This window comes from Terribacillus saccharophilus (assembly GCF_046592895.1).
Lineage (GTDB): Bacteria > Bacillota > Bacilli > Bacillales > Amphibacillaceae > Terribacillus > Terribacillus saccharophilus_D.
The window spans coordinates 267976-292493 of the sequence record NZ_JAWVPU010000002.1 but is presented as its reverse complement, the minus strand read 5'-3'; the positions used below and the strand labels follow the sequence as shown (position 1 = coordinate 292493).

Genomic DNA, 24518 nt, shown 5'->3' with positions numbered 1-24518 from the left:
AATGGCTTTTCAAATATGTATAAACTTGCTTGTTTCCTTCATGTGGATGTTCCTGGGCGAGTCATACACCATATCCGGGTTCGTAACAGGTTATATTGTCGGTATTGCACTGTTATTCCTACTGCGCCGCTTTCTGAATGGCCCGTTCTACTTAAGAAGAGTGTACAAGATAGTGTCACTGCTGCTGATCTTCATTAAAGAGCTTGTCCTTTCGAATTATGAGATCACAAAACTTGTTTATGCGAAACGGCTGGATATCAACCCGGGCATTTTCACACTCGAAACCGAATTGAAGACCGATTGGGAAATAACGCTGTTAGCTACATTGATTACGCTGACACCAGGCACTGTCACCCTGGCAATCTCCCCTGATAAAAAGGAAATGTACATCCATGCCATGGATATCATCGATATGAAAGAAGCTGTCCACAGCATCAAAGATAGCTTTGAAAAACATATCATGGAGGTGACAAGATGAGCGTGCTGCATGATAATTTTGCGGAGATCATCCAATCCATTTCCATTATCTGTATGATTGCACTGAGTATTTCGATGCTCTTGCTGATCATACGTGTGATGAAAGGTCCGACGAATGCTGATCGAGCTGTTGCACTTGATGCCATAGGCATAAATATCATGGCATTTGCTGCTTTGCTGGCAATCGTCTTGATCACGCCTAACTTCAATGATATCGTTCTGCTTATTGGTATCCTTTTATTCATCGGGACAGTAGCGATTGCAATTTACTTGGAAAAGGGTGATTTGATTGATACAGAAGACGATTGATATCATCCTTGATGTTTTGGTCATCATCTTCCTGATTGGCGGGACTTTCAGCATGTTCACAGCATCAGTCGGTGTATTGCGCTTCCCTGACATTTACACAAGGCTTCATGCGGCAAGTAAGAGTTCTACTTTGGGAGTTTCACTCATACTTATCGGCGCTTGTATATTCCACTACACGGAATATGGAATCATAAGCGGAAAACTTATTTTAGGTATGCTTTTCGTACTGCTTACCACCCCTGTAGCCAGTCATTTAATCTCAAGGGCAGCCCATCTTCGCGGAGCAAAACCATATGGCACTTTAAAAGACCAGTATCAAGAAGCAATCGATGCGGAAAAGCGCAGACAAAAACAACAACAAAAGTCAAAGCGTCTGCAACAGAAATAAGCTAACCAGTGATAAACCGAAATCCAAGACAAATCGCATGCAGATTTGCCAGGAATTTCGGTTTTTTCCATACATACACCCGTTATCATCCCTTTTCGCATTTATTGTTTTGCTCTTACTTATGATCAATTTGATATTGTCTTGCCCCGGACAGACACTTTCAGAGACTCCTTCACATACAGTGAGTGTATAGGCATTCCTTGAGAGTGTACAGGAGGTGCAACGAGATGAGTATTATCGGTGCTATCGGACTTCTAGTGAAAGAAGCGATGTTCTTCGTTTCTTATGTAAAGAATCATGCATTCCCTCAGCCGCTTCCGCCCGATGAGGAAGCATTGCATATTGAAAGGATGCAGCAAGGAGATGAAGTCAGCCGTAATAAGTTGATTGAACACAATCTGCGTCTGGTCGCCCATATTGTGAAGAAATTTGAGAATACCGGTGAGGATTCGGAAGATCTTATTTCGATCGGAACGATTGGTTTGATCAAAGGTATTGAAAGTTATTCGAGCGACAAAGGGACAAAACTTGCTACATATGCAGCCAGATGCATCGAAAATGAAATCCTGATGCATCTGCGGGCTTTGAAAAAAACCAAGAAAGATATCTCCCTGCATGATCCAATCGGACAGGATAAAGAAGGAAATGAAATCAGTCTCATCGACATCCTGCAAGCAGAAAATGAAGATATCATCGAATATATCCAGCTGAATATGGAAGTGGAGAAGATAAAGGAATATATCGACATACTGGATGGACGGGAAAAAGAAGTGATCGTCAGCCGATACGGGTTGAATAATGAAGAAGATATGACACAACGTGAAATCGCCAAGAAGTTGAATATTTCCCGCAGCTATGTTTCCCGCATCGAAAAACGTGCTTTGATGAAGATTTTCCATGAATATTACCGACAGCACCGCACATGAGAACCCAGGAGCTAAAAAGGAGGCAATAACTATGTATGCAAATGGTCACTACATCTCTCATTATCAGCAGAAAACAAGTACGGGAGTGCTCATTGCTGCCTTCTTGGTCCTGCTTTTAATAGGCGGCGCTTACACTTGGGACAATATCTGGGATTGAAAAAAAGCTCCGGCATGCGCCGGAGCTTTTAGCTTTCCAATTGATTTTTCCATCGTTCGATCGCAAACCAGATGAGAATGCTTGCAACCACACATCCGCCGGTCATGGCAAATAATATATTCGCTTTATCTGAAGGTGCCAAATAAACATTGATCACCGATCCAAGGTATAAATAACTGCCAAGAATCAGAAGCGCCAATGCAAAACGACGATAATCCGCAATTCTATCAAGCAGCTGTTGCTGTCTTTTCTCCATTATGCAGCCTCCTCTTCTAATCTAGCAATATTGTAACATAAAAAAAGACAGCAATTACCTGGTAATTGCTGTCAGCGCGTATTCAGTAACGCTCGACCATCTTCATGATCAATGTTGCTGCATTGCGGGCAGCTTGGTCCAGAAATGCATCGAATGACACTGATGATTCCTTGCCCGCTATATCGGATAATGCCCGTACGATGACAAAAGGCGTTCCGTAGTGATAGGCAACTTGTGCCACTGCTGCGGCTTCCATTTCAGCTGCCAGCATGGACGGGAATTTCTCCCTTACAAAAGCAACCCTTGCCGGATCGGACATGAAGCTATCTCCCGTCGCGATAAGACCGATTTCTGCATTTGTATCCGGGAATTCATCAATGACGGATTTAGCAAGCTGGACTAGCTGCCCATCCGCTTGGAAAGCAGGCGGCATCTGTGGTACTTGTCCATAGGCATAGTTGAATGCCGTCACATCCACATCATGGTGCACAACAGCATCGGAAATGACAATATCCCCGACTTCAAGGCTTGCGGCAAATCCTCCGGCCGAACCAGTATTGATTATCGCTGTTGGTGCGTAACGCTCCATCATCATGCTGGCAGCAAGTGCTGCATTCACTTTTCCGATACCTGATTTAAGCAGAACCACCTGTTTATCCGAAAGCGAGCCTTCTATGATTTCATATCCCGCTACAGTAACTTCCTTTTTGTTCTCCATCGTTTCTTTCAGTAATGCTACTTCTTCATCCATTGCTCCGATAATACCGATTGTCATTCTGTCTGCTCCTCTGCTTCACAACATTCATTTCTAACTTTTCTTGTCGTTTTGTTTCAGTACTTCCACTTTTGTTGCCTGCCAGCCTTCTCCATCCACCCAACTGGCGTAGACACGGAATGTTTCTGGTGAACCTGGTCCCGAAATGGTTGCAACGACATCGTTGCCGCCATTGCCATTATTTTCGATATACCAAGGTGTAAGCGTTTCTGGGTCCAAGCCGACTGCTCCGCCCGCTGCCTGAAGAATCTCATTCCAGTCTTTGGTGCCTTTTTCAAAAGTGGTTGTATGAGTCCCTGTTTGCTCTGTTCCTACTGGCTCCCAGTCCTTCGTATAGGCTTCCTTCACATTACCATCGGAAGGTTCGACTTCTTTTTTGCTGTCTTTCTCTTTTTCGTCATCTTTCTTTTTTTCATCGTCGCTTTGTTCTTTATCTTCTTCTTCACTGCTGCCAGTATCATTGTTTCCTTGAATTTGTTCTGCGATGGTTTTATTGTTTTGTTGGCTATTCGCTTGCTCATCCATCGATGGTTTATCGTTTAAAACTGCTATGAGCAGCACGACGACCACGGCAACACCTGCAGCTGCCAGGACGAGGCTGAGCCACTTCCTAGGTTTTCTGCGTCTGTTTTTATTATTCAATCTGGAATAATCCTGATTATCATCCGCCATGCTTATCCCTCCTCATTGTTCTCTATTATACTATGAAGTCAGGCGAACCCAAAGTCATATCATAACTGTTTTCGTATGATGTTTTTGTTGAAGTGTCTCTATTTTTGACATGTCAGAAGGATTACGTGCATAAATATCAAATTATATAAACAAGAAAAAGCAGATGCAGCAGCGCAGGTTAGTCATCATGGATCTTGTGGAAGGGGAGGAAGATACACATGATGAAAGTGACAAGAATGGATACGAACCTATGGGGGCACGAATCATTCGAGTATGTCGGCTATGACAAAGAAGCCGAAGTTTTTTCAGTCTTCTTACCGGAAGGATGCTGTTTATCTTTTGCAAGCGTAAAAGAACAGGTCGTCTTTTCCTTTTTGCTTTCACTCGACAAAGAAAGTTTCATCCTGCAAAAGCTTATACCCTTTTTTCCGTTTGAGAAATCATCTGGACAAATGGTGAATCAGATGTAATAAAACAAGCTGCTTCCATAAAATTCGGAAGCAGCTTTCGTTTTGTGTCTATTCCACTTTGGTAATTTTAACCTGGATGTCGCCACCTGGTGTGGAGACAGTCAGTTCTTCACCGACTTCATGCCCGATCAAGCTTTTAGCAATCGGGGAATCATTTGAAATCTTTCCTTCGAACGGATCCGCTTCTGCGCTTCCGACTATTGTATAACTTTCTTCATCACCTTCTGGCAATTCGATGAAAGTTACTGTCTTGCCCATCCCAACCATATCGGGATTGTCTGTATCACTTTCAATGATCACTGCATTGCGGATCATATTTTCTGTTGTAGCGATTTTGGATTCAACGAATGCTTGCTCGTCCTTCGCCGCGTCATATTCGGAGTTCTCCGATAAGTCACCGAAACCGCGAGCAATCTTGATACGCTCGACAACCTCTTGACGACGAGTCGTTTTGAGATACTCCAATTCTTCCTCCAGCTTCGCCAAACCTTCATTTGTCATGTAATATTGTTTTTCTGTAGCCAAATTCAACCACCCCTTGAGCTCTAAAAGATTCTTTCCCTTTACCTATTTGCTATAGCGTTTTCATGCATATTCCATACTATGGCAGATTACTGCCAAAAATTCAATACTTATCTGTCCAAGTCACCAATTACTCCCCAGAGAGGATCGTTTCGATCTTCGCAGACATCAAATCGATGGCTACGTGGTTTTCCCCGCCTTCTGGTATGATGATGTCTGCATATCGCTTCGTCGGTTCGATGAATTGCAGATGCATGGGACGCACTACATTCACATACTGCTCAATCACGGAATCGATTGTCCGTCCGCGTTCCTTGATGTCACGCAGCAATCTGCGGATGATTCGAAGGTCTGCATCTGTATCGACGAATACTTTGATATCCATCATATCCCGCAGACGTTCATCTTCAAGTATCAGGATACCTTCGAGGATGATGACATCCTTCGGTTCCACTGGGATCGTTTCTTCAGATCGTGTATGGATTTTGTAATCATAAATCGGCTTCTCGATCGCCTGCTGTTCCCCAAGTGCCTGTAAATGCTGCATCAGCAGCTCATTATCAAAAGCAAATGGATGATCATAATTTGTGTTCAGGCGCTTTTCGAACGGTAGATGAGATTGATCCTTATAATAAGAGTCCTGTTCGATCACCAGAATCGTCTTATCCGTAAATCGTTTGTAGATCGATCTTGTGACAGACGTCTTACCAGACCCTGATCCTCCTGCAACACCGATAATGATAGGTTTCTTTGCCATTGCTTCTGCTCCTCTTCCTACTGCCTCATTCATTTCTTCTTCACGCTGACAGCTACTCCATCTCCAACCGGCAAAATCATCGTATGGAAGTCTTCATGTTCAAAAAGCCAATCGTTGTACTTACGGATTTTCTTTGCAATATTCGCTTTGCGCGGCGTTGCTTCACTATCATCGGCAACATACCCTTTGAACAGGACATTATCACTTACGATCACACCGCGTTCACTCAGCATGCCGCTATATGCTTCGAAGAAACGCTGATATTGTCCTTTGGCAGCATCGATGAAAACAAAATCATATGGCGCATGTGCCCGTATTGTCCCTTCCAGATCGAATGCATCACCTTTCAGAATCAATATGTCTTCATCCGCTCCTTGTTGGGCGATATGTGTGAGAGCCTGCTCGTAGCGAATGTCATCACGTTCGACAGTCACGATGCGCGCATCCGGTTTTGCATGTCGCATCATGAGTGCCGAATAACCGATTGCTGTGCCGATTTCCAAAATCTTTGCTGGCTGATGAAGCCGGATCAGCTGCATCAAGAATTGTATGCCTACAGGCTCCATGATCGGAACCTGATCTTCTTTTGCTAGCTTTTCCAGTTGTTTAGCCCAATCCGGTGAAGGCTCAACATGTTCCTCTAAATATTCCATTATCGCTTGTAACATATCATTTCCTCGCTTTACCTGCTTACTCATCTAAGTGCATATGCTTTTCGATCAGTTCCTCATGCTCGTCGAATGTCCGCGCATAATAGATTTCCCCGTCATCGCCGGCAAGGAAATACAAATAATCCGATTCCTGCGGATTTACGACAGAATCCATGGCACTTTCCGAGAAGTTGCTGATCGGGCCGGCAGGAAGGCCTTTGATTCTATATGTATTATAAGGCGAGTCCACTTCCAGGTCCTTGTAATACACGCGAGCCTTATGTTCTCCCAATGCATACAGAACAGTAGGATCTGTCTGCAGCCTCATATCATCCGCCAGACGGTTATAGAATATACCTGCAATCATCTTCCGTTCATCTTCATTCCTCGCCTCATTCTCGACGAGAGATGCAAATGTCAGGGCTTCATGCACGGTTAAATCTTTTTGTTTGAAGCCGTCCAGATATGGCGAAATGATTTGCTGGGACTTATCCAGCATCATATGGATGACTTTATCCGCATTTATGTCATCCTTTGACGTAAAGCTGTAAGTGGCAGCAAACAAGTAGCCTTCCAGCGGGTAACGTATATCATCATTCAAGATATCCTCTGTCAGGATATCCGGGTATTCACTGATCAATTGCTTGATATAATTTTCATCTTTCATCTTATCCAGGAAAGCCTGTCGGTCTATTCCCAATGACTCGGACAGGATGGTGCCGATTTCCTCGATATCCGATCCTTCTGGAATGGCAGCAGATGCAGAGGGGGTATTCCCCGCCTCTGGATCGTTCAGTTCATCGACAATCTGCTGCATGGACATAGAAGGAGAAAGTTCATAATTCCCCGCACGGAAATTGGCTTCCCCGCTAATCTTTACGTAAAGCCTGAAAATGAAACCATTCTTGATCAGACCTTGCTCCTCCAAGGATCGACCGATCGAGGACGCGGTAGCTCCCATGGGAACTTCCACAACTTGTGTTGTATCATTGTCTGAATCGACAGCTTTCATACTGGCATTTACATAGATAAAGGTTCCGAGGGCACCAATTAATAAGAGTACGATTATTACGGATATTACCATCAATACTATTTTCCGCACGACGCTTGCTTCCTCCATTCTTCTGTCCCGATTCTGTTGAATAAGATCATCATTCGAGGCAGTCAAGCTATCTTTCCTCCTTTATCCGCCTTATTATACAATAAACGTCAAGTGGTCCTCCACCCGAGTGACGATTTATGCGGATAAGATGCAAGAAAAAATCCTCTCTGCCTTATCGGAAAGAGAGGACTGCCTATTACAAGATTAGTTGCCGTCTTCCTCATCAGTAAGCGTATTAAGCATTTCTTCGACCATTTCCCATTCTTCCTCTGTTTCGATCTGGAACAATGTCAAATCCTTGTCGTCACCTTGCTCTTCATAACGGAAAGCGAATACTTCCACTTCATCATCGGATTCCGCTTGTTCAGCTGGCACGACTGCGATATAGGAATGTCCCGTTTCATCTACGTCAAAGTTGAATAAAACCTCAAACAAATGCTCTTCCCCGTTTTCATCCGGGATTACGATACGTTCTTTTTCTTCCAATGCCATGATGGCTACACTCCTTATTGTTTCGAATCCAGAAAGCCTTGCAGAATCATGACTGCGGCCATCTTATCGATTACTTTCTTACGTTTTTTCCGGCTGAGATCTGCTTCGAGCAGCACACGTTCTGCTGCCATTGTCGTCATACGCTCGTCCCACAGCACGGTTTCGATACCAAACTCTTCTGTGATCCACTGGGAGAAAGCTTGAGAAGCTTCTCCCCTTGGACCGATTGTACCATTCATATTCTTCGGCATGCCAACCACAGCCCTTGTGACTTCATGCTGTTGGATGATTTGCTGCAGTTCATCCTTGGCTGTTTGATAATCCGGTTCATTCCAATAAATCGTCGTCAGACCTTGGGCAGTCCAGCCAAGCCCATCGCTGACTGCCACACCGATCGTTTTGGATCCGACATCCAGACCGATCGTTTTTAGTATGTCAGTCATGATTTGTTCTGTTCCAGATAAAATTTTACCAGCTGTTCCACAATCTCATCCCGCTCCATGCGGCGGATCAGGTTTCTGGCATCTTTATGCCGGGGAATATAAGCCGGGTCCCCGGACAGCAGATAGCCGACAATCTGATTGATCGGATTGTATCCTTTTTCGCGCAATGCTTCGTATACGGACATTAATACTTCCCGGACATTTTCATCCATCGGTTCTTCCGGAAAGTTGAACTTCATTGTTTTATCCATTGAACTCACGTGCAGCCACCTCGCTTAAATTGCCAGTCTTTTTTTCAGTATATACTTTTCTGTCGGATTTGGAAAATCAAAGCTGTTCTTCGACATATACTGCAGCATATGCGAGTGCATCCGGTACTTGCTCCGGATTTTTACCACCGGCCTGTGCCATATCCGGACGACCGCCACCGCCGCCGCCGCAGCGTTTCGCTGTTTCTTTGATCAAGTTTCCGGCATGAAGGCCGCGCCCGATCAAATCTTTGGACACGCCTGCTGCAAGCTGTACTTTACCCTCAGCTGTTGCTGCCAGCAGGATAACGCCGCTATCGAGATTTTGTTTCAGATCATCGACCATGCCGCGAAGCTGGTTCATATCTGCTACATCCACTTGTTCTGCAAGAACTTTTACGCCCTTCACTTCTTTTACCTTATCCAGGATATTTCCAGCTTCGAGCTGTGACAGTTTGCTGCGCAGACTATCGCGTTCACGCTGTACTTCCTTCATATCGGCAAATACTGCTTCGATTCGGGAAGGAACTTGCTCGTTTGTTGTTTTGAGTCCTGCTGCAGCTTGAGACAAAGTCTGCTGCTGCTGCTGCGTGTAACGGTATGCTTCTTTGGAAGTCACTGCCTCGATTCGGCGTGTGCCAGCACCGATCCCGCTTTCGGAAACAATCTTGAACAGACCGATTTGAGAAGTATTCCGAACGTGTACACCACCGCAAAGTTCCAGGCTGTAATCACCGATTTGGACAACGCGGACGACATCGCCGTATTTCTCGCCGAACAGCGCCATCGCACCCATTTCCTTCGCGTCACTCAAGCTTTGGTAAGACGTGCTGACAGCAAGTTCATCCCAGATTTTCTCATTGACGATTTCCTCTATCTTATCCAATTCTTCTTTTGATACTGCATTGAAATGAGAGAAATCGAAACGAAGACGCTCAGGAGCAACCAAGGATCCAGCTTGATTGACATGTGTGCCCAATACATCTTTCAACGCTTGATGCAATAGATGCGTTGCTGTATGGTTTTTGACAACATGCTGACGTCTGCTTGTATCAACTTTGGCATGGACGTTTTCCTTCACTTGAATCTGTCCTTGCTTCACTACTGCTTGATGCAAGTTCTGCCCTTTTGGCGCTTTTTTGACTGATTGAACGAAAACAGTCGCTGTTTCTGTCGTTACCCAGCCTTCGTCCGCCACTTGTCCGCCGCTTTCAGCATAAAATGGAGTTTCATCCAAAATGAAGAGAATCTCGTCGCCTTCAACAGCCACGTCAACAAGCTGTTTGTCCTTGACGATGGCAAGGATGCTCGCATCCGTTTCCGTCCGGTCATACCCTACGAATTCACTTTCAGCTTCCACTTCCTGCAGCACGCCATCTTGTACATGCATGCTGTTCACTTTCTGGCGTGCATCACGAGCTCGTTCCCGCTGCTGTTTCATTTCTTCCTCGAAACCTGCTTCATCGATCGTGAAGCCTTCCTCACTCACATATTCCTCTGTCAGTTCTTTCGGGAATCCATATGTGTCATACAAACGGAATACTTCTGTACCAGGGAAGACATTGCTTCCTTTTTCCTTTTCTTCCGCTACGATGCGGTTCAGGATAGTCAGACCGTCAGCGAGTGTCTCGTGGAAACGTTCTTCTTCTGTCTGGATGACAGTCTCGATGAATTCACGTTTTTCAAGGATTTGCGGATAGAAGGCATCCATGATGTCTCCCACAACCGGCACAAGCTCCTTCATGAATGGCTTTTCGATACCAATATTTTTCGCATAACGCACTGCGCGTCGAATCAGACGGCGAAGTACGTAGCCGCGGCCTTCGTTGGATGGAAGCGCACCATCACTGATAGCAAAGGAAACTGTCCGGATATGATCGGCAATGACTTTGAATGCTGTATCATCTGCTGCAGTTTCGCCATAGCCTTTTTTAGCGAAAGCTGCGGTCTTTTCGATGATCGGCATGAATAGATCTGTTTCGAAGTTCGTTTTGGTATCCTGGATGACACATACCATCCGCTCAAGACCCATACCTGTATCGATGTTCTGTTTCGGCAGCGGAGTGTAGGTATGATCGGGATTGTGGTTGAATTGGCTGAATACAAGGTTCCAGATTTCCAGGTAGCGTTCATTCTCGCCACCAGGATAAAGCTCCGGATCTGTTGCATCATTCCCATACTCTTCTCCGCGATCGTAGAAAATCTCCGAGTTCGGACCACTTGGACCCTCACCGATATCCCAGAAGTTCTCTTCCGTACGGATTATCCGTTCTTCTGGTAATTTAACTAGATCACGCCACATTTGATACGCTTCTTCATCTTCCGGGTGAACGGTTACGGATAAACGTTCCGGATCGAAACCGATCCATTTTTCATCTGTCAGGAACTCCCATGCCCAAAGGATTGCTTCCTTCTTGAAATAGTCCCCGATCGAGAAGTTTCCGAGCATCTCAAAGAATGTATGGTGGCGCGCAGTGAAGCCGACGTTTTCAATATCATTTGTACGGATGCTTTTCTGTGCGTTCACGATACGCGGGTTCTCCGGCACAACTCGCCCGTCAAAATACTTCTTCAGTGTCGCAACACCACTGTTGATCCATAGCAAAGTGGGATCTTCCACTGGAACCAGCGAAGCGCTTGGCTCGACACTATGTCCTTTTTCCTTGAAGAAATCGAGGAATTTCTGTCTTACTTCAGCAGACGTTAATCTTTCCATAAAAATGCCTCCTTTATTATGTAAACACACAAAAAACTCCCGATCCTGCCATATGCAGGGACGAGAGTATGATCGCGGTACCACCCTGATTATAGACCGGAAATGGTCTATCACCTTTAGGCGCGGATAACGGTGCGCAGCCGATAAGGATTAACTCAGAGCTCCGGTATAGCTTTCCATCACACTTTTATGGAGATTCTCCCAGCCAAGGAATCTCCTCTCTTGATAAAAGGACGTCATGTACTTGTACCTTCATCGCTTTTCGCTATAAATCTAAGCGTTAGTATAGAGAAAAAAGCGGTTTTTGTCAAACATCCGCTTCCTTTGCTGTATCCACACATGCTTTTAAGATCGTCAAAACCGGGACAGCAACAATCATACCGATTATCCCGCCAAGTTCCCCGCCTACAAGCAAGGCGAAAATGATGAGGAGCGGATGGATATGGATGCTCTTCCCGACAATGAAAGGCGAAAGCAGATTCCCTTCGATCAGTTGGATGACGAAGACCGTGAACCCGGCAAGGAGTGCTGTATTCGGACTGATGGTAAGTCCTACTAAAATGGCTGGAATCGCCCCGATGATCGGCCCGAAATAAGGAATGATGTTCGTCGCGCCGACCAAAAGGGCAAGTATCAAGGAATACGGCAGCTTGATCAGCGTGAATGCCGTCCACGTCAGCAGACTGACGATGCAGCTGACAAGCAAGACACCACGGATATAATGCCCAAGGTTATCATCGATTCGAAGCACCAGGCTCTTCACACTTCCCCGATAGCGGCTCGGAAGCAGCATCAGACCGGCATGCCCGATTTTCTGTGTATCTTTCAGCATGTAAAAGACGATGACAGGAGTCACCACGAGAAAAATCATCACTTGGGGAAGCTTATTCCAAGCATGCAGCAATTTTGTAAGGAATCCCTCCGCCCGTTGCTCCAAGCCATACAAAACAGCATCCAATTGGTCATGCACCGTTTCCGGCAGGAAGGCTGTCCGCTCATACATGAACTGCACATACTGATCATAACGCTGCAATAACGCCGGCAGATTGTGGCTGAATTCCTTCATTTGAGTGATCAGCACCGGGACACCTTTGTATACCAAAAAACCGACCAAACCGAAAAAAAGCGTATAGATGATGAGGATCGACATCCAGCGCGGCAAGCGCCATGATGCCAGTAAATCAATGACTGGATGCAGCAGGTACGCAATCAATGCTGCGATGGTAAAAGGTAGAAACAGACCGCCAATGAAAAGCAAGAATGAACGATAAAATGGGTAAAGTTTGATAAGCAGGAAACACAGCAGCAAGGCGACGACGATCGTCACCATCCATAACAGGACACGGTAAAGACGGGATGCTTCTTTCATCATCCTAGAAGGATGCGCCGTCGCATTTCCGCTCCTCATCAGTAAACAAATCGTCCAGCGAACTCAGCGAGCCATCTTCTTCCACTTGATGAAGGAAAAGCATCTCATCTTTATATGACAATTCGATGAAACAGTTCCAGCAATAATATTGCTCAGGGCCGATTTTTCCGATATCTTTACTGCTGCAATTCGGACATTTCAACATGTCGGATCACTCCAAATCCTTTTTTACATGTTAGAATGTCCAAAAATTCCCTTGTATATACTACATGAAATCATAAGGAGAGATATCTTCCTGCTCCGCTTCTGCCTCCCGCAGCATTCTGTCGATATCATCTCCTCCTTCTTGATGAATGCCAAGATGCTCGACAAGGGAAGTATAGCGCTGATTCGTATCTTCCGTTTGAATACCTTGTAAAAATGCCTGCTTTTCCCCGACAAGTATCAGCGAACGCTGCGCCCTGGTGATTCCGGTGTACAGCAGATTTTTACGTAGCATCCTGCGATACCCCGGCACGACTGGCAAGATGACGATGGGAAATTCACTGCCCTGTGATTTATGGATCGAAATGCAATAAGCATGCATCAGATTCGAAAGATCTTTGCTTTCATACACAACTTCTTTTTCGTCAAATGCAACGACGAGCTGCTCTTTCTGCTCGACATTTTCTTCTTCCCGGAACAAGGCGACCACTTCACCGATGTCGCCATTGAAGACACCCTCTTCCGGATCATTGACAAGCTGGATGACTTTATCACCTTTTCGGAATATGACGTCTTTTGCAGCCATTTCCCTTTTTTGCTTGTCTTTCGGATTGACAAGCTGCTGAAGCTGCTTGTTCAGCTCATGGATGCCCGCTTGTGAGCGGTACATCGGTGCAAGCAACTGGACATCGCGTAAATCCCAGCCTTTTTCGACGGCGCGTCCAACGATTTGGGTGATCACATCGACGACTTGATGTTCACGGCAAGGGATGAAATTGAAATCTTTATCTTTTTCCAATTCATTTTGTGTCAGCGTCCCATTTTTGATGCTGTGGGCTATCGTAATGATTTTCGAGCCTTCTTTTTGACGATAAACATCCTTCAGCATCACACGGGGCACTGCTTCCGAACGGAGCAAATCCGATAATACCTGTCCTGGTCCGACAGACGGCAGCTGATCCTCATCCCCGACTAGCAGCACTTGCATATCATCCGGAATGGCTTTGAACAGTCGGTTTGCCAGCCAGATATCCACCATCGAGAACTCATCCACGATCAGCAGTTTCCCTGACAGCGGATTGTCTTCATCACGCTCGAAAGAATCATTACCATCCCAGCCCAACAGCCGGTGAATGGTACTTGCCGGGATATTCGTCGACTCATGCATCCGTTTGGCTGCCCTTCCGGTTGGTGCAGTCAAAACGAATGGATAGCTTTCCCCTTTATCTTTATAATCTTTTGGATCAAGGGAAAGTTCATGTATCTCTGTATATGCTTTGATGAAACCTTTGATTACCGTCGTCTTTCCGGTTCCGGGTCCCCCGGTCAGGATCATGACCTTTGATTGAAGCGCCTGCTCGATTGCCTCGAATTGCTCTTTTCCGTAGCTGATCGTCTCAGCTTCCTCAAGCTTACCGATGATTTTCAGGAGTTCGGCTTGAACGATTTCCGTTTCGGTATCCTTTTCAGTCAAGCGCTGCATATGACTGCAAAAGCCTGTCTCCGCGTAATAAAGCATCGGATGATACACACGGTCTTCCTTTTTGACCACTTTTTTCAAAGCATGCAGAACACCAAGCTGTTCTTCGATCTGTTCTGCACCAATGCCGAATTGGGCACTCCTGAGCAGAACTCCTGCTTGTTTGATCACTTCTTCGTTCGGCAAATACACATGACCTGCTTGCATGCTGTCCTGCAGCACCATCAAGCATGCAGCCTGCAGCCGGCTGTCATGGTCCATCGCCAAGTCATTTTGACGGGCAGCTTCATCCGCCCGGTGAAAACCGAATCCCTCGATGTCAAAAACATACTGATACGGATCCTTCTCCAGCACTTTGATTGCTTCGTCGCGGTACACCTTGTAGATTTTCTGTGCAAGCTTCAGCCCGATACCGTACTTCGACAAATGAACCATCACGTGATCAAACCCTTGATGCGTACGCAGGTCGTGGAGGAATCTTTCTTTCTTCTCATCGTTAAGCCCTTGGATATTATCCAGCAGTTCTGCATTCGTAAGGACATCCGCAATCGCATTTTCCCCGAGCTTTGCCACGATCCTTTCTGCAATCCGCTTTCCGATTCCATAAAATAGATCACTGGAAAGGTATTGAATGAGTCCATCCTTTGTTTCCGGTACATAACGCTTGTATTCCGTCACTTCATATTGTTCTCCGAAACGTTTATGGTTGACCATCGAACCATAGAACAAATAAGGCTCGCCTTGATCCAGCTCGCCTATATACCCTTTGATGACGATATCTTTTGCCTCGATCGTCTCATTGGTTTCCAATACCTTGATCCGGACAATGGAAAACTGCTCTTCTTCTTTCCGGAAAATCGTATGCAATAATTCACCTTTCACAAAGCCTTTTGGGCTTTCGGCTGTCTCCCCATATTCCATACGCCTGTGCTCCTTACTCTTCGTTCTCGATTTGCTCCATGATCAGCTCGATCTGCGCCTTGCCGTGCATCGCCATTTCATGGTCAGGCTGTGCTTTGAGTGCTTTTTCCATGTATGCAAGTGCTGTTTCAAGTTTTTGCTGGTACAAATATGCAACACCTACATTATAAAGGGCATCGCTATGGTCTGGACTCCATTCCAACAGACCAAGCAGTACTTGCTGTGCCGTATCGACTTCCCCTGCATTGGCAAGTGCCAGTCCATATTGGAAAACGATAGCCGCATCGCGATCTTCAAGCTCTGCTGCACGCTGTAAATACGGAAGTGCAAGCTTCTCCTGCTCGGTTTGCAATAGGGACATACCAAGCAAATAATGCACGTCTCCTTCATCCAAGCCAAGTTTCAAAGCTTCCATCAGCTGCTGTGTCGCCTTATCGTACTTTTCCCCAGTGTAATACATACTCCCCAAACCATAATAAGCAGTTGCAGCTTTCTCATCCAGCTCGATGGCGCGCCGGAAGAAACGTTCCGCTTTTTCCAAATCATTCATCCGCATCAGCAGATTGCCGAAATTGACATATCCGACTGGGTCATTTGGATTTTCTTCGATAGCTGCATTGAAATGCTTGGCAGCCCCCTCCAGGTCCTGCTTTTGCAATGCTTCTATTCCTGATTTGATATGATCCATCATTTCACTCCTCTATGTAAGGGAAACCCTTGCCATTAGACAAGGGTTTCCGTTTTAACCGACGTATTCAAGCTGTTGTTCGTTCTTGATGATATCATCGATCGTTCCTCCGCCAAGGCATACATCGCCATCATAGAAGACGACTGCTTGTCCTGGTGTGATGGCACGCTGCGGTTCGTGGAAATCGACGCGGACTTTACCATCCCCGACCGGTGTGACCGTTACTTTGCTATCTTTTTGACGGTAGCGGAATTTGGCAGTCACGGTGATGGGTCCTGTCAATTCTGTTTCGGAAACCCAGCTCATATCCGAAGCGATCAGCGCATCGGAGTACAAGCTTTCGTGATCGAATCCTTGCTCTACATACAAGATGTTATCTTTCAGGTTTTTCCCGACAACGAACCATGGTTCGCCTTCGCCGCCGATGCCAAGACCTTGACGCTGTCCGATCGTGTAATACATGAGACCATCATGTTTCCCTTTCACCACACCGTCCAATGTGGACATAACACCAGGCTGCGCTGGAAGATATTCGCTCAGGAAGCTCTTGAAATTGCGCTCGCCGATGAAGCAGATACCGGTGGAATCCTTTTTCGTCGCCGTAGCCAAATTATTCTCAGCTGCAATGCGGCGTACTTCTTTTTTGTCCATTCCGCCAAGCGGGAACATGACTTTGGAAAGTGTGGATTCCGTCAATTGGTTCAGGAAGTACGTTTGGTCTTTGTTTTCGTCCAAGCCGCGCAGCATGACCGTTTTACCGTCACGCTCTGTTACTTGTGCATAATGTCCAGTTGCCAAATAGTCAGCTCCAAGTGACATGGCATGATCCATGAACGCTTTGAATTTGATTTCTTTGTTGCACATCACATCCGGATTCGGCGTGCGTCCTGCTTTGTATTCGTCAAGGAAGTATGTGAATACTTTATCCCAATACTGCTTTTCGAAGTTCACCCCGTAATATGGAATACCGATTTGATTCGCAACTTTTTTTACATCTTCATAATCTTCTGTAGCAGTACAGAAGCCATTTTCATCCGTATCATCCCAGTTTTTCATGAAAATGCCGATCACGTCGTAGCCTTGCTGTTTTAACAATAGAGCTGCAACGGAAGAATCGACACCGCCACTCATTCCTACGACGACACGAATATCTTTGTTTTCTTTCATCTTTGTCACTCCTTTCCTTTTGTTAGGCGTTTTATGATAGCAGCGACTGTCTGGGCAGCCTCTGTGACGGACTCAACTGTATTCCCGTATCCGAAACTGAAGCGAATACTGTTCGTGACGCGTTCATCTTCTCCATACATCGTTTTCAGTACATGTGATGGATCGACAGAACCTGCCGTACACGCACTGCCGCTCGAGACGGTTACACCTGATAGATCGAAGTTCATCAGCAAGGACTCGACATTCGTTCCGGGAAAACTGATATTGATGATTCCTACAGAACGCTGTCCGCCCTCTCCATTGATATGGAAATCGATTCCTGTACGCTCAAGCTCGGCAGTGAATGCATCCTGAAGCTGCTGGTAAGCAACCCTTCTCTCTGCACGTTTTAGCATAGCCAGTTCGGCTGCTTTGCCAAAGCCTGCGATGGAAGCAACATTCTCCGTACCCGCACGGCGTTTGCGCTCCTGCTCCCCACCATAAGTGATCGGTTTGATGCGGACACCGTCCCTTACATATAAAGCACCGATTCCTTTTGGTCCGTTGATCTTATGAGCAGAAACACTCAGCAAATCCACACCCAATGCATCCACATCGATTTCCTCTGTTCCATAGGCTTGGACTGCATCCGTATGGAAATAGGCAGTATGGGAACGAAGCAGTTCACCGATCGCCTGGATCGGCTGCATGATACCTGTTTCATTGTTGATCATCATGACGGATACAAGGATTGTATCCGGAAGCAGTGCTGCCTGCAGGTCGGAAAGCTTGACCGCTCCCGTGGCATCGACTGGCAAATACGTGATTTCAAAGCCTTGGCTTTCCAGATAGTTGGCTGCATGTAGTGTAGCATGATGTTCGATTGCAGTCGTAATGATATGCTTGCCTTGTTCACGGCAGGCATTCGCCACGCCGACAAGCGCCATATTATCAGCCTCTGTGCCTCCGCTTGTGAAAATGATGTGTTTATCCGCTGCACCGATGCTGGCTGCGACTTTTTCACGGGCATCATCCACGATGTGCCGCGCTTCTCTTCCATATGCATGGACACTGGATGGATTCCCGAATGTGCTTTCCATCACTGGGATCATCGCTTGGATGACGTCGGGGTGCATCGGTGACGTGGCCGCGTGATCAAGATAGATTGGTTTCATAACTGCTTGCCTCCATTAAATATAGAACATGTAAGGATCCTGGCTCTTATCGTCTCCATGACGGCAAAGATCCTCTAAAGTGGTCGTATCCAAAACGTCCCGGACTGCATCACGGATACGCAGCCAAAGCTGCTGCTTCGCCGGTTCCTCCTCTTCGATACCTTCCACAGGTGTGATCGGCCCTTCGAGCGTCCGGATGATATCACCTGCTGTAATCTCGGAAGGAGCTGACGCAAGCATATAACCGCCTTTGGCTCCGCGGATGCTTTTCACCAGACTGGCATTCCGCAAAGGTGCAGCCAGCTGCTCCAAATAATGCTCAGACAATTTATTTTCTGTCGCGATGGTCTTCAGGGAGACAGGTCCTTCTCCATAATGTTTTCCCAAAGCGATCATAATGGTTAAGCCATATCGTCCTTTAGTCGATATCTTCATCTCTTAAAACTCCTCATAACAGCCTCTGTAATGTTACATTCCCAAAACAATAACGATTATTATACCAGAAAATATTATACCATGGATAGCAAGTGGCTTGCATTTTCCCTGATGGCTGGATACGCTAAGACAAGCAGAAACAGGATGGAGGAATCATTATGGCCAGACAACCATTGGCATACCGCATGCGACCACAGGATATCAGCCAGATCATCGGTCAGAAACAACTCGTCGGGGAAGGTAAGATGATCCGCAGGATGGTGGAAGCAGACAGACTTAGCTCGATGATCCTGTACGGACCGCCGGGAACGGGGAAAACTTCGATGGCTACAGCACTTGCCTCCAGCGTACAGATACGCTATAAACTGCTGAATGCGGTCGTGGACAAGAAAAAAGATATGGAAATAGCGGTGGAAGAAGCGAAGATGAGCGGCCAGCTCGTGCTCATACTTGATGAAGTCCATCGTTTGGATAAAGCGAAGCAAGACTTTTTACTGCCGCATATCGAGAGTAATCTGATCACCTTGATCGGTTGTACGACGAGCAATCCCTATCATTCTATAAATCCGGCAATCCGGAGCCGCTGTCATTTGTTCGAACTGCACAGTCTGGAACCTGCGGATGTAAAAGAAGCACTGCAGCGTGCCGTGCATGATCCGGAACAAGGACTCGGCACTATGCAGCTCGAGATAGCAGCAGATGCCCTGGATCATTTCGCAAGTTCATCAGGAGGCGATTTACGGGCGGCATTGAATGGTCTGGAGCTTGCTGCATACTCCACACCCGCCGTCGACGGCATCGTACAGGTGGATTTGGAAGTGGCAGAAGCATGCATGCAGAAAAAGAGTTTTTCACATGATAAAGATGGCGACGCGCATTACGATGTACTGAGTGCGTTTCAAAAGTCGATACGCGGCAGCGATGTGAACGCGGCGCTGCATTATTTGGCTCGTTTGATTGAAGCAGGTGATCTTGACAGCATTGGCCGTCGCATGATCGTGTGCGCCTATGAAGATGTCGGACTCGCCAATCCGCAAGCAGGCCCGCGTACGCTGGCTGCTGTGGAGGCAGCTGAACGCGTCGGCTTCCCCGAAGCGCGCATCCCTTTGGCCAATGCAATCGTGGAACTCTGTTTATCTCCTAAATCGAACAGTGCATACAAAGGTATCAATGCCGCACTCTCAGATATCCGCTCCGGTAAAGTCGGCGAGGTGCCTGCCCATTTGAAAGACGCCCATTACCAAGGAGCCAAGCACATGGGACGAGGCGTCGGTTATCAATATCCGCACGATTATCCCGGGGCTTGGGTGGAACAGCAATATTTACCTGACTTGCTGAAGAACAGGAGATATTACGATCCAGTCGATACCGGTAAGTTCGAGCAAGCACTCAAACAAGTCTATGAACGGGTGACAAAAAGAAAATGAGCATTATAGGTATATGAGCAGCATTCTGCGGTAACAATGTGGCTAACAGTTTTTATTACTTTCTATGTTTGTAGATTAACAGATAGGAAATGGAGTGTTAGCTCATATGGTTAAAGTAAGACAAGATGCATGGAGTCATGAAGATGATTTATTGCTGGCTGAAACAGTGCTTCGGCATATCCGGGAAGGCAGCACGCAGCTGAGGGCTTTTGATGAAGTCGGCGACAAATTGAACCGCACATCGGCAGCTTGCGGCTTCCGCTGGAATGCTGAAATCCGCAATCGCTATGAACAGGCGGTTGCGATAGCAAAACGCCAACGCAAAGAGAAAAAACGAGCCGAACAAAGAACACAAAAACCAGCAGCTCAAGTCCAGCTGCCAAGCCCGGCAATGTCCATCCAGGAAAGACAACAAGCCTTCCCGATTACAATGGATGAAGAAACGGCCCGATTCGAAGCGGAGATTGCCCAAGAGACTTTCATCGTAGGTGAACATACCAATACTGAATCGGAAACAAATACCATCAAGCAAACAGATGAGCTGGATTTGTCCCAGGTGATCCGTTATTTGCAAACGTTGGAACAAGGTTATCAAACTAGTGAAACGAGCCGACAGACGATTCATCATCTGGAAGCCGAGAGTTATAATCTCCGGCAGGAAAATGAGCAGCTCAAGGAAGAATGCGATGGATTGAAAACTCAGCTGCAAACGATGAAAGAAGATTATCAAGTGCTCATCCAAATCATGGACAGGGCACGCAAGATGGTTATCTTTGAAGAGAAAGATGGATTTGGTTCGCCAGCGTTCCGTATGGACAAAAACGGCAACCTGGAACAAGTGGCAAAATAAAAAGCAGCACATACCCAAAAGGTGTGTGCTGCTTTGTGCATTTAAACGATAAATAGCAATCCCGATCGTGCCGTCCTATTGAAGTTTTGAACCCGCTCTCCGCAGGTGGGTGCCCTGATTCACACTTTATGCGTCCACTCCATGGAGGCTTGCATGCCGCGTGAAGACTTTCGGGCTCCCGTACTTCACTGTAATCGGTCAAAACATATGAAGAACGAACACATCAGGATTGCTATTTGATTATGGAACTATATTAGCATGGTTTAACAGAGTTTTCAACTGGTAACTCTGTCTATTACGATTCCTGCCCAGCTGTTTTCTTTTGAATATCCAAATACAGTTCATCAAGCTGCTTCTTGCTTACCGGATCCGGCGCATCTGTCAGCGGATCGGATGCGGATGCAGTTTTCGGGAAAAGAATCGTGTCCCGAAGATTTGTACTGTTCGATAGAAGCATGATGAAACGGTCGTAACCAAGTGCGATTCCGCCATGCGGAGGTGCTCCGGATTCAAGAGCATCCAATAGGAAGCCGAATTGCTCCTGTGCTTCTTCCTTCGTGAAGCCGAGGACTTCGAACATGCGATTTTGTAGATCCATTTGATAGATACGCTGAGACCCGCCGCCAAGTTCATAGCCATTGAGGACAATGTCGTACGCTTCGGCTTTGACAGAAGCAGGATCTGTCTCCAGCTTGTCGATATCTGCTGCAGCCGGCATCGTGAAGGGGTGATGCGCAGCATAATAGCGTCCGTCTTCTTCATCATACTCGAATAATGGCCAATCCGTCACCCACAGGAAATTGAATAATGACTCATCGATAAGACCAAGCTCACGGCCAAGTTTGCTTCTTAGCGCTCCCAAGCTGTCAAAGACGACTTTCGTTTTATCTGCAACGAATACGAGCAAATCACCCGCTTCAGCAGAAAGGACTTCTTTCAGCTGCGCTTGGACTGTTTCGTCAAGGAATTTTGCAATCGGCCCTTTCAGAGATCCATCCGCTTCCGCTTTGACCCACGCAAGTCCTTTTGCACCGTATATCTTAACAAAATCAGTCAGAGCGTCGATGTCTTTGCGGGAGAAGTTCGCCGCCTGTCCTTTGACGTTGATCGCGCTGACGCGGCCACCGTTTTGAATTGCATCCTGGAATACTTTGAATTCAGCAGATTTCACTGCTTCCCTCACATCGACAAGCTCCAGTCCGAAACGTGTATCCGGCTTATCGGAACCAAAACGCTCCATCGCTTCTGCATACGGCAGACGCGGGAATGGAACCTGGATTTCCACGTCTTTCACTTCCTTCATGACACGCTTCATCATACGTTCTGTCATACCGATGATATCTTCAGTGGACATGAAACTAGTCTCGATATCGATTTGCGTAAATTCAGGCTGTCGGTCTGCACGCAAGTCTTCATCACGGAAACAGCGGGCAATCTGATAATATTTCTCGAAGCCGGAAATCATCAGCAGCTGTTTGAAAAGCTGCGGAGATTGCGGAAGTGCGTAGAACTCACCTGGATGCACACGGCTTGGGACAAGATAGTCACGTGCTCCTTCCGGCGTGCTTTTCGTAAGCATCGGTGTTTCCATCTCATAAAATTCCTCTTCGTTCAGGAAATTGCGGATCGCCTGTGTCGCTTGGTGACGAAGACGGAATGTTTCCTGCAGAGGCTTTCTGCGCAGATCAAGATAGCGGTATTTCAAGCGGACATCCTCAGATGCATCCACCTCATCCTCGATTTGAAATGCCGGGCTTTTCGCTTTGTTCAGGATGACCATTTCCTCGGCTGCAATTTCAATTTCACCAGTCGCCATATTCGAATTCTTCGTTGCTTCTTCTCTTTCCACAACTTTACCTGTCACGCTGACCACGAATTCGGAACGGATTTGCTCAGCAGTAGCCAATGCTTCCTTGGATACGTCAGGATTGAATACTACTTGCACGATTCCGGAGCGATCCCGGATATCAGCAAAAATCAATCCGCCCAAATCACGGCGTTTTTGTACCCATCCTTTGATTGTCACTGTCTCGCCTGCGTGGCTCGTTCGCAGTATTCCTGCCTTTTTTCTTTCACTCATCCGCTTTTCCTCCATCCAGCTGTTGTTTGATTGTATCAACAGCTTCCTTGATTGCCACTTCATTCTGCTGCCCATCCTGCATGTTGCGTAAGGAGATGACACCTTTTTCCAGCTCATCCTCACCAAGCACCACTACGAATTTCGCTTGCTGACGATCGGCAGCTTTGAACTGACCTTTCATTTTCTTGCCAAGATAATCTTTATCTGCAGTCAAACCAGCCAAACGCAGCTGATACGTCAGCTTAGCCGCTTCTTTTTGGACTGCCCCTTCTCCAAGAGCAACAACATAAACATCCGTACCTGTTTTCACTGGCAATTCGATGCCTTCTGCTTCCAGTGCAAACAACAAGCGTTCGATGCTGAGTGCATAACCGATACCCGGAGTGGAAGGACCACCCACTTCTTCGACCAAACCGTTATAACGGCCGCCGCCAGTAAGTGTCGTCAAAGCTCCGAAACCTTCTGCATTGCTCATGATTTCAAACGCTGTGTGGTTGTAATAATCCAAGCCTCTTACTAGATTCGGATCCACTTCATAAGGAATTCCGATTGCATCGAGATTGTCTTTTACAGCGTCGAAATAAGTCTTGGACTCTTCATTCAGGTAGTCATGGATGGAAGGCGCGCTTTTCACTTTTGGATGCTCCCGGTCTTTCTTACAATCCAGTATGCGCAATGGGTTTTTCTCCAGGCGGTTTTGACAGTCGCTGCACAACTCGTCTTTAACAGGCGTGAAGTGCTCTATCAAAGCTGTCCGGTGTGCATCACGACTTTCTTTGTCACCAAGTGTGTTGATGACCAATTTCAACGATTTCAAGCCAAGCTGCTGGTAACCGCTCATCGCCAAGCTGATCACTTCCGCATCGATAGCCGGATCTTCACTGCCCAGTGCTTCGACACCGAACTGAATGAATTGGCGCATACGCCCTTGCTGCGGTCGCTCATAACGGAACATCGGTCCATGATAGAATAACTTTGTCGGCTGCTCTGGCTGACCATAGAGTTTATTCTGTACATAAGCGCGGACGACGGAAGCTGTTCCTTCCGGTCTGAGCGTCAGGCTGCGATCTCCTTTGTCTTTGAATGTGTACATTTCCTTTTGTACGATATCGGTCGTTTCCCCGACACCGCGAAGAAACAGTTCTGTGTGCTCAAAAATCGGCACCCTGATTTCCTTGTAGTTGAATCTGCTTGCCAAATCTGTCAGTACTTTTTCTGCATACTGCCACTTCTCTGATGTACCAGGCAAGATATCCTGTGTACCTCTTGGCGCTTTCATATCCATGTGATAACCTCCTCGACTAATGACCCAATCCCCGGATTCCTAAAAATAACGACAAAAAACCCCCGTCCCCATAATACAAGGGACGGGAGTTTTTCCCG

28 protein-coding genes, 1 other RNA gene and 2 other annotated features (1 of these 31 running past the window's edge) are annotated in these 24518 nt (G+C 46.6%); of the genes, 8 read left to right on the top strand and 21 right to left on the bottom strand.

The genetic code is table 11. The features are described 5' to 3' along the window. Nucleotide 1 precedes the first annotated feature (1 nt). The 5 genes from SFC66_RS07215 to SFC66_RS07195 all read left to right on the top strand — a co-directional run bounded on the left by SFC66_RS07215 (nucleotide 2) and on the right by SFC66_RS07195 (nucleotide 2257). Nucleotides 2-478 carry a Na+/H+ antiporter subunit E gene (locus tag SFC66_RS07215; protein WP_411218038.1) on the top strand — a complete coding sequence of 159 codons (477 nt, stop codon included), beginning with the start codon at nucleotides 2-4 and terminating at the stop codon, nucleotides 476-478. Beyond that, complete coding sequence (locus tag SFC66_RS07210) at nucleotides 475-786, top strand: monovalent cation/H+ antiporter complex subunit F (protein ID WP_411218037.1); 312 nt, start codon at nucleotides 475-477, stop codon at nucleotides 784-786. The genes SFC66_RS07215 and SFC66_RS07210 overlap by 4 nt, the downstream gene beginning before the upstream one ends. Further along, a complete protein-coding gene (mnhG, locus tag SFC66_RS07205; protein WP_411218036.1) occupies nucleotides 767-1174 on the top strand; it encodes a monovalent cation/H(+) antiporter subunit G in 408 nt (135 codons plus the stop codon). The genes SFC66_RS07210 and mnhG overlap by 20 nt, the downstream gene beginning before the upstream one ends. A gap of 227 nt (nucleotides 1175-1401) precedes the next feature. After that, nucleotides 1402-2100: an RNA polymerase sporulation sigma factor SigK gene (sigK, locus tag SFC66_RS07200; protein WP_411218035.1), complete on the top strand. Its 699-nt coding sequence runs from the start codon at nucleotides 1402-1404 to the stop codon at nucleotides 2098-2100. A gap of 31 nt (nucleotides 2101-2131) precedes the next feature. Beyond that, a complete protein-coding gene (locus SFC66_RS07195; RefSeq protein ID WP_411218034.1) occupies nucleotides 2132-2257 on the top strand; it encodes a hypothetical protein in 126 nt (41 codons plus the stop codon). A 28-nt stretch (nucleotides 2258-2285) separates the two neighbouring features. Here the strand turns inward: SFC66_RS07195 and SFC66_RS07190 are convergent, their stop codons facing one another. From SFC66_RS07190 to SFC66_RS07180, 3 genes are all read right to left on the bottom strand, one after another. Next, nucleotides 2286-2513, bottom strand: a complete 228-nt coding sequence (locus tag SFC66_RS07190) for a YrhC family protein (protein WP_411218033.1) — start codon at nucleotides 2511-2513, stop codon at nucleotides 2286-2288. Nucleotides 2514-2595: 82 nt separating this feature from the next. Continuing rightward, the gene (gene mtnN, locus SFC66_RS07185; RefSeq protein WP_411218032.1) at nucleotides 2596-3288 is read right to left on the bottom strand and encodes a 5'-methylthioadenosine/S-adenosylhomocysteine nucleosidase; all 693 of its coding nucleotides are present in this window, start codon (nucleotides 3286-3288) and stop codon (nucleotides 2596-2598) included. Nucleotides 3289-3321: 33 nt separating this feature from the next. After that, nucleotides 3322-3960: a YrrS family protein gene (locus SFC66_RS07180; protein ID WP_411218031.1), complete on the bottom strand. Its 639-nt coding sequence runs from the start codon at nucleotides 3958-3960 to the stop codon at nucleotides 3322-3324. A gap of 218 nt (nucleotides 3961-4178) precedes the next feature. Here SFC66_RS07180 and SFC66_RS07175 point away from each other — a divergent pair, with 218 nt between their 5' ends. Next, nucleotides 4179-4430 (top strand): hypothetical protein, encoded by a 252-nt coding sequence (locus SFC66_RS07175; protein WP_411218030.1) that lies wholly within the window; start codon nucleotides 4179-4181, stop codon nucleotides 4428-4430. 48 nt (nucleotides 4431-4478) lie between these two features. Here the strand turns inward: SFC66_RS07175 and greA are convergent, their stop codons facing one another. The 15 genes from greA to cymR form a co-directional block, all read right to left on the bottom strand. Next, entirely contained in the window at nucleotides 4479-4955 is a 477-nt protein-coding gene (greA, locus tag SFC66_RS07170) for a transcription elongation factor GreA (RefSeq protein ID WP_411218029.1), read from the bottom strand. A 127-nt stretch (nucleotides 4956-5082) separates the two neighbouring features. Beyond that, nucleotides 5083-5709, bottom strand: coding sequence for a uridine kinase (gene udk, locus SFC66_RS07165; protein WP_411218028.1), 627 nt, complete (start codon nucleotides 5707-5709; stop codon nucleotides 5083-5085). 29 nt (nucleotides 5710-5738) lie between these two features. Next, on the bottom strand, nucleotides 5739-6377 hold the full coding sequence (locus SFC66_RS07160; protein ID WP_411218027.1) for an O-methyltransferase: 639 nt from the start codon (nucleotides 6375-6377) through the stop codon (nucleotides 5739-5741). Nucleotides 6378-6399: 22 nt separating this feature from the next. Next, the gene (gene mltG / locus SFC66_RS07155; protein ID WP_411218026.1) at nucleotides 6400-7527 is read right to left on the bottom strand and encodes an endolytic transglycosylase MltG; all 1128 of its coding nucleotides are present in this window, start codon (nucleotides 7525-7527) and stop codon (nucleotides 6400-6402) included. Between the two features lie 138 nt (nucleotides 7528-7665). Beyond that, the gene (locus SFC66_RS07150; RefSeq protein ID WP_411218025.1) at nucleotides 7666-7953 is read right to left on the bottom strand and encodes a DUF1292 domain-containing protein; all 288 of its coding nucleotides are present in this window, start codon (nucleotides 7951-7953) and stop codon (nucleotides 7666-7668) included. 14 nt (nucleotides 7954-7967) lie between these two features. Beyond that, entirely contained in the window at nucleotides 7968-8396 is a 429-nt protein-coding gene (gene ruvX, locus SFC66_RS07145) for a Holliday junction resolvase RuvX (RefSeq protein WP_411218024.1), read from the bottom strand. Next, the gene (locus SFC66_RS07140) at nucleotides 8393-8656 is read right to left on the bottom strand and encodes an IreB family regulatory phosphoprotein (RefSeq protein ID WP_038561551.1); all 264 of its coding nucleotides are present in this window, start codon (nucleotides 8654-8656) and stop codon (nucleotides 8393-8395) included. The genes ruvX and SFC66_RS07140 overlap by 4 nt, the downstream gene beginning before the upstream one ends. Nucleotides 8657-8723: 67 nt before the next feature. After that, on the bottom strand, nucleotides 8724-11360 hold the full coding sequence (gene alaS / locus SFC66_RS07135; RefSeq protein ID WP_411218023.1) for an alanine--tRNA ligase: 2637 nt from the start codon (nucleotides 11358-11360) through the stop codon (nucleotides 8724-8726). A gap of 53 nt (nucleotides 11361-11413) precedes the next feature. After that, nucleotides 11414-11625 (bottom strand) — a binding site (T-box leader). Between the two features lie 42 nt (nucleotides 11626-11667). Next, a complete protein-coding gene (locus SFC66_RS07130) occupies nucleotides 11668-12732 on the bottom strand; it encodes an AI-2E family transporter (protein WP_411218022.1) in 1065 nt (354 codons plus the stop codon). A gap of 1 nt (nucleotide 12733) precedes the next feature. Continuing rightward, a complete protein-coding gene (locus tag SFC66_RS07125) occupies nucleotides 12734-12934 on the bottom strand; it encodes a hypothetical protein (protein ID WP_411218021.1) in 201 nt (66 codons plus the stop codon). 60 nt (nucleotides 12935-12994) lie between these two features. Next, nucleotides 12995-15334, bottom strand: coding sequence for an SF1B family DNA helicase RecD2 (gene recD2, locus SFC66_RS07120; RefSeq protein WP_411218020.1), 2340 nt, complete (start codon nucleotides 15332-15334; stop codon nucleotides 12995-12997). Nucleotides 15335-15347: 13 nt separating this feature from the next. Continuing rightward, entirely contained in the window at nucleotides 15348-16025 is a 678-nt protein-coding gene (locus tag SFC66_RS07115; RefSeq protein WP_411218019.1) for a tetratricopeptide repeat protein, read from the bottom strand. 51 nt (nucleotides 16026-16076) lie between these two features. Continuing rightward, nucleotides 16077-17189, bottom strand: a complete 1113-nt coding sequence (gene mnmA / locus SFC66_RS07110; RefSeq protein ID WP_411218018.1) for a tRNA 2-thiouridine(34) synthase MnmA — start codon at nucleotides 17187-17189, stop codon at nucleotides 16077-16079. 5 nt (nucleotides 17190-17194) lie between these two features. Beyond that, entirely contained in the window at nucleotides 17195-18343 is a 1149-nt protein-coding gene (locus tag SFC66_RS07105; protein ID WP_411218017.1) for a cysteine desulfurase family protein, read from the bottom strand. Nucleotides 18344-18358: 15 nt separating this feature from the next. Continuing rightward, nucleotides 18359-18778, bottom strand: coding sequence for a cysteine metabolism transcriptional regulator CymR (gene cymR / locus SFC66_RS07100; RefSeq protein WP_411218016.1), 420 nt, complete (start codon nucleotides 18776-18778; stop codon nucleotides 18359-18361). Nucleotides 18779-18936: 158 nt separating this feature from the next. On the opposite strand from cymR, the gene SFC66_RS07095 reads away from it, so the two are divergent. Beyond that, nucleotides 18937-20205 (top strand): replication-associated recombination protein A, encoded by a 1269-nt coding sequence (locus SFC66_RS07095; protein ID WP_411218015.1) that lies wholly within the window; start codon nucleotides 18937-18939, stop codon nucleotides 20203-20205. Between the two features lie 106 nt (nucleotides 20206-20311). Then, nucleotides 20312-21055 (top strand): RsfA family transcriptional regulator, encoded by a 744-nt coding sequence (locus SFC66_RS07090; RefSeq protein WP_411218014.1) that lies wholly within the window; start codon nucleotides 20312-20314, stop codon nucleotides 21053-21055. A 54-nt stretch (nucleotides 21056-21109) separates the two neighbouring features. Here SFC66_RS07090 and ssrS read toward each other — a convergent pair. The 3 genes from ssrS to hisS all read right to left on the bottom strand — a co-directional run bounded on the left by ssrS (nucleotide 21110) and on the right by hisS (nucleotide 24420). Then, nucleotides 21110-21288: non-coding RNA, 6S RNA (gene ssrS / locus SFC66_RS07085), on the bottom strand. A gap of 62 nt (nucleotides 21289-21350) precedes the next feature. After that, nucleotides 21351-23135 (bottom strand): aspartate--tRNA ligase, encoded by a 1785-nt coding sequence (aspS, locus tag SFC66_RS07080; RefSeq protein WP_411218013.1) that lies wholly within the window; start codon nucleotides 23133-23135, stop codon nucleotides 21351-21353. After that, nucleotides 23128-24420 carry a histidine--tRNA ligase gene (hisS, locus tag SFC66_RS07075; RefSeq protein WP_411218012.1) on the bottom strand — a complete coding sequence of 431 codons (1293 nt, stop codon included), beginning with the start codon at nucleotides 24418-24420 and terminating at the stop codon, nucleotides 23128-23130. Before hisS ends, aspS begins: the two co-directional genes overlap by 8 nt. Before the next feature lie 75 nt (nucleotides 24421-24495). Further along, nucleotides 24496-24518, bottom strand: a binding site (T-box leader); it runs 196 nt beyond the window's last position.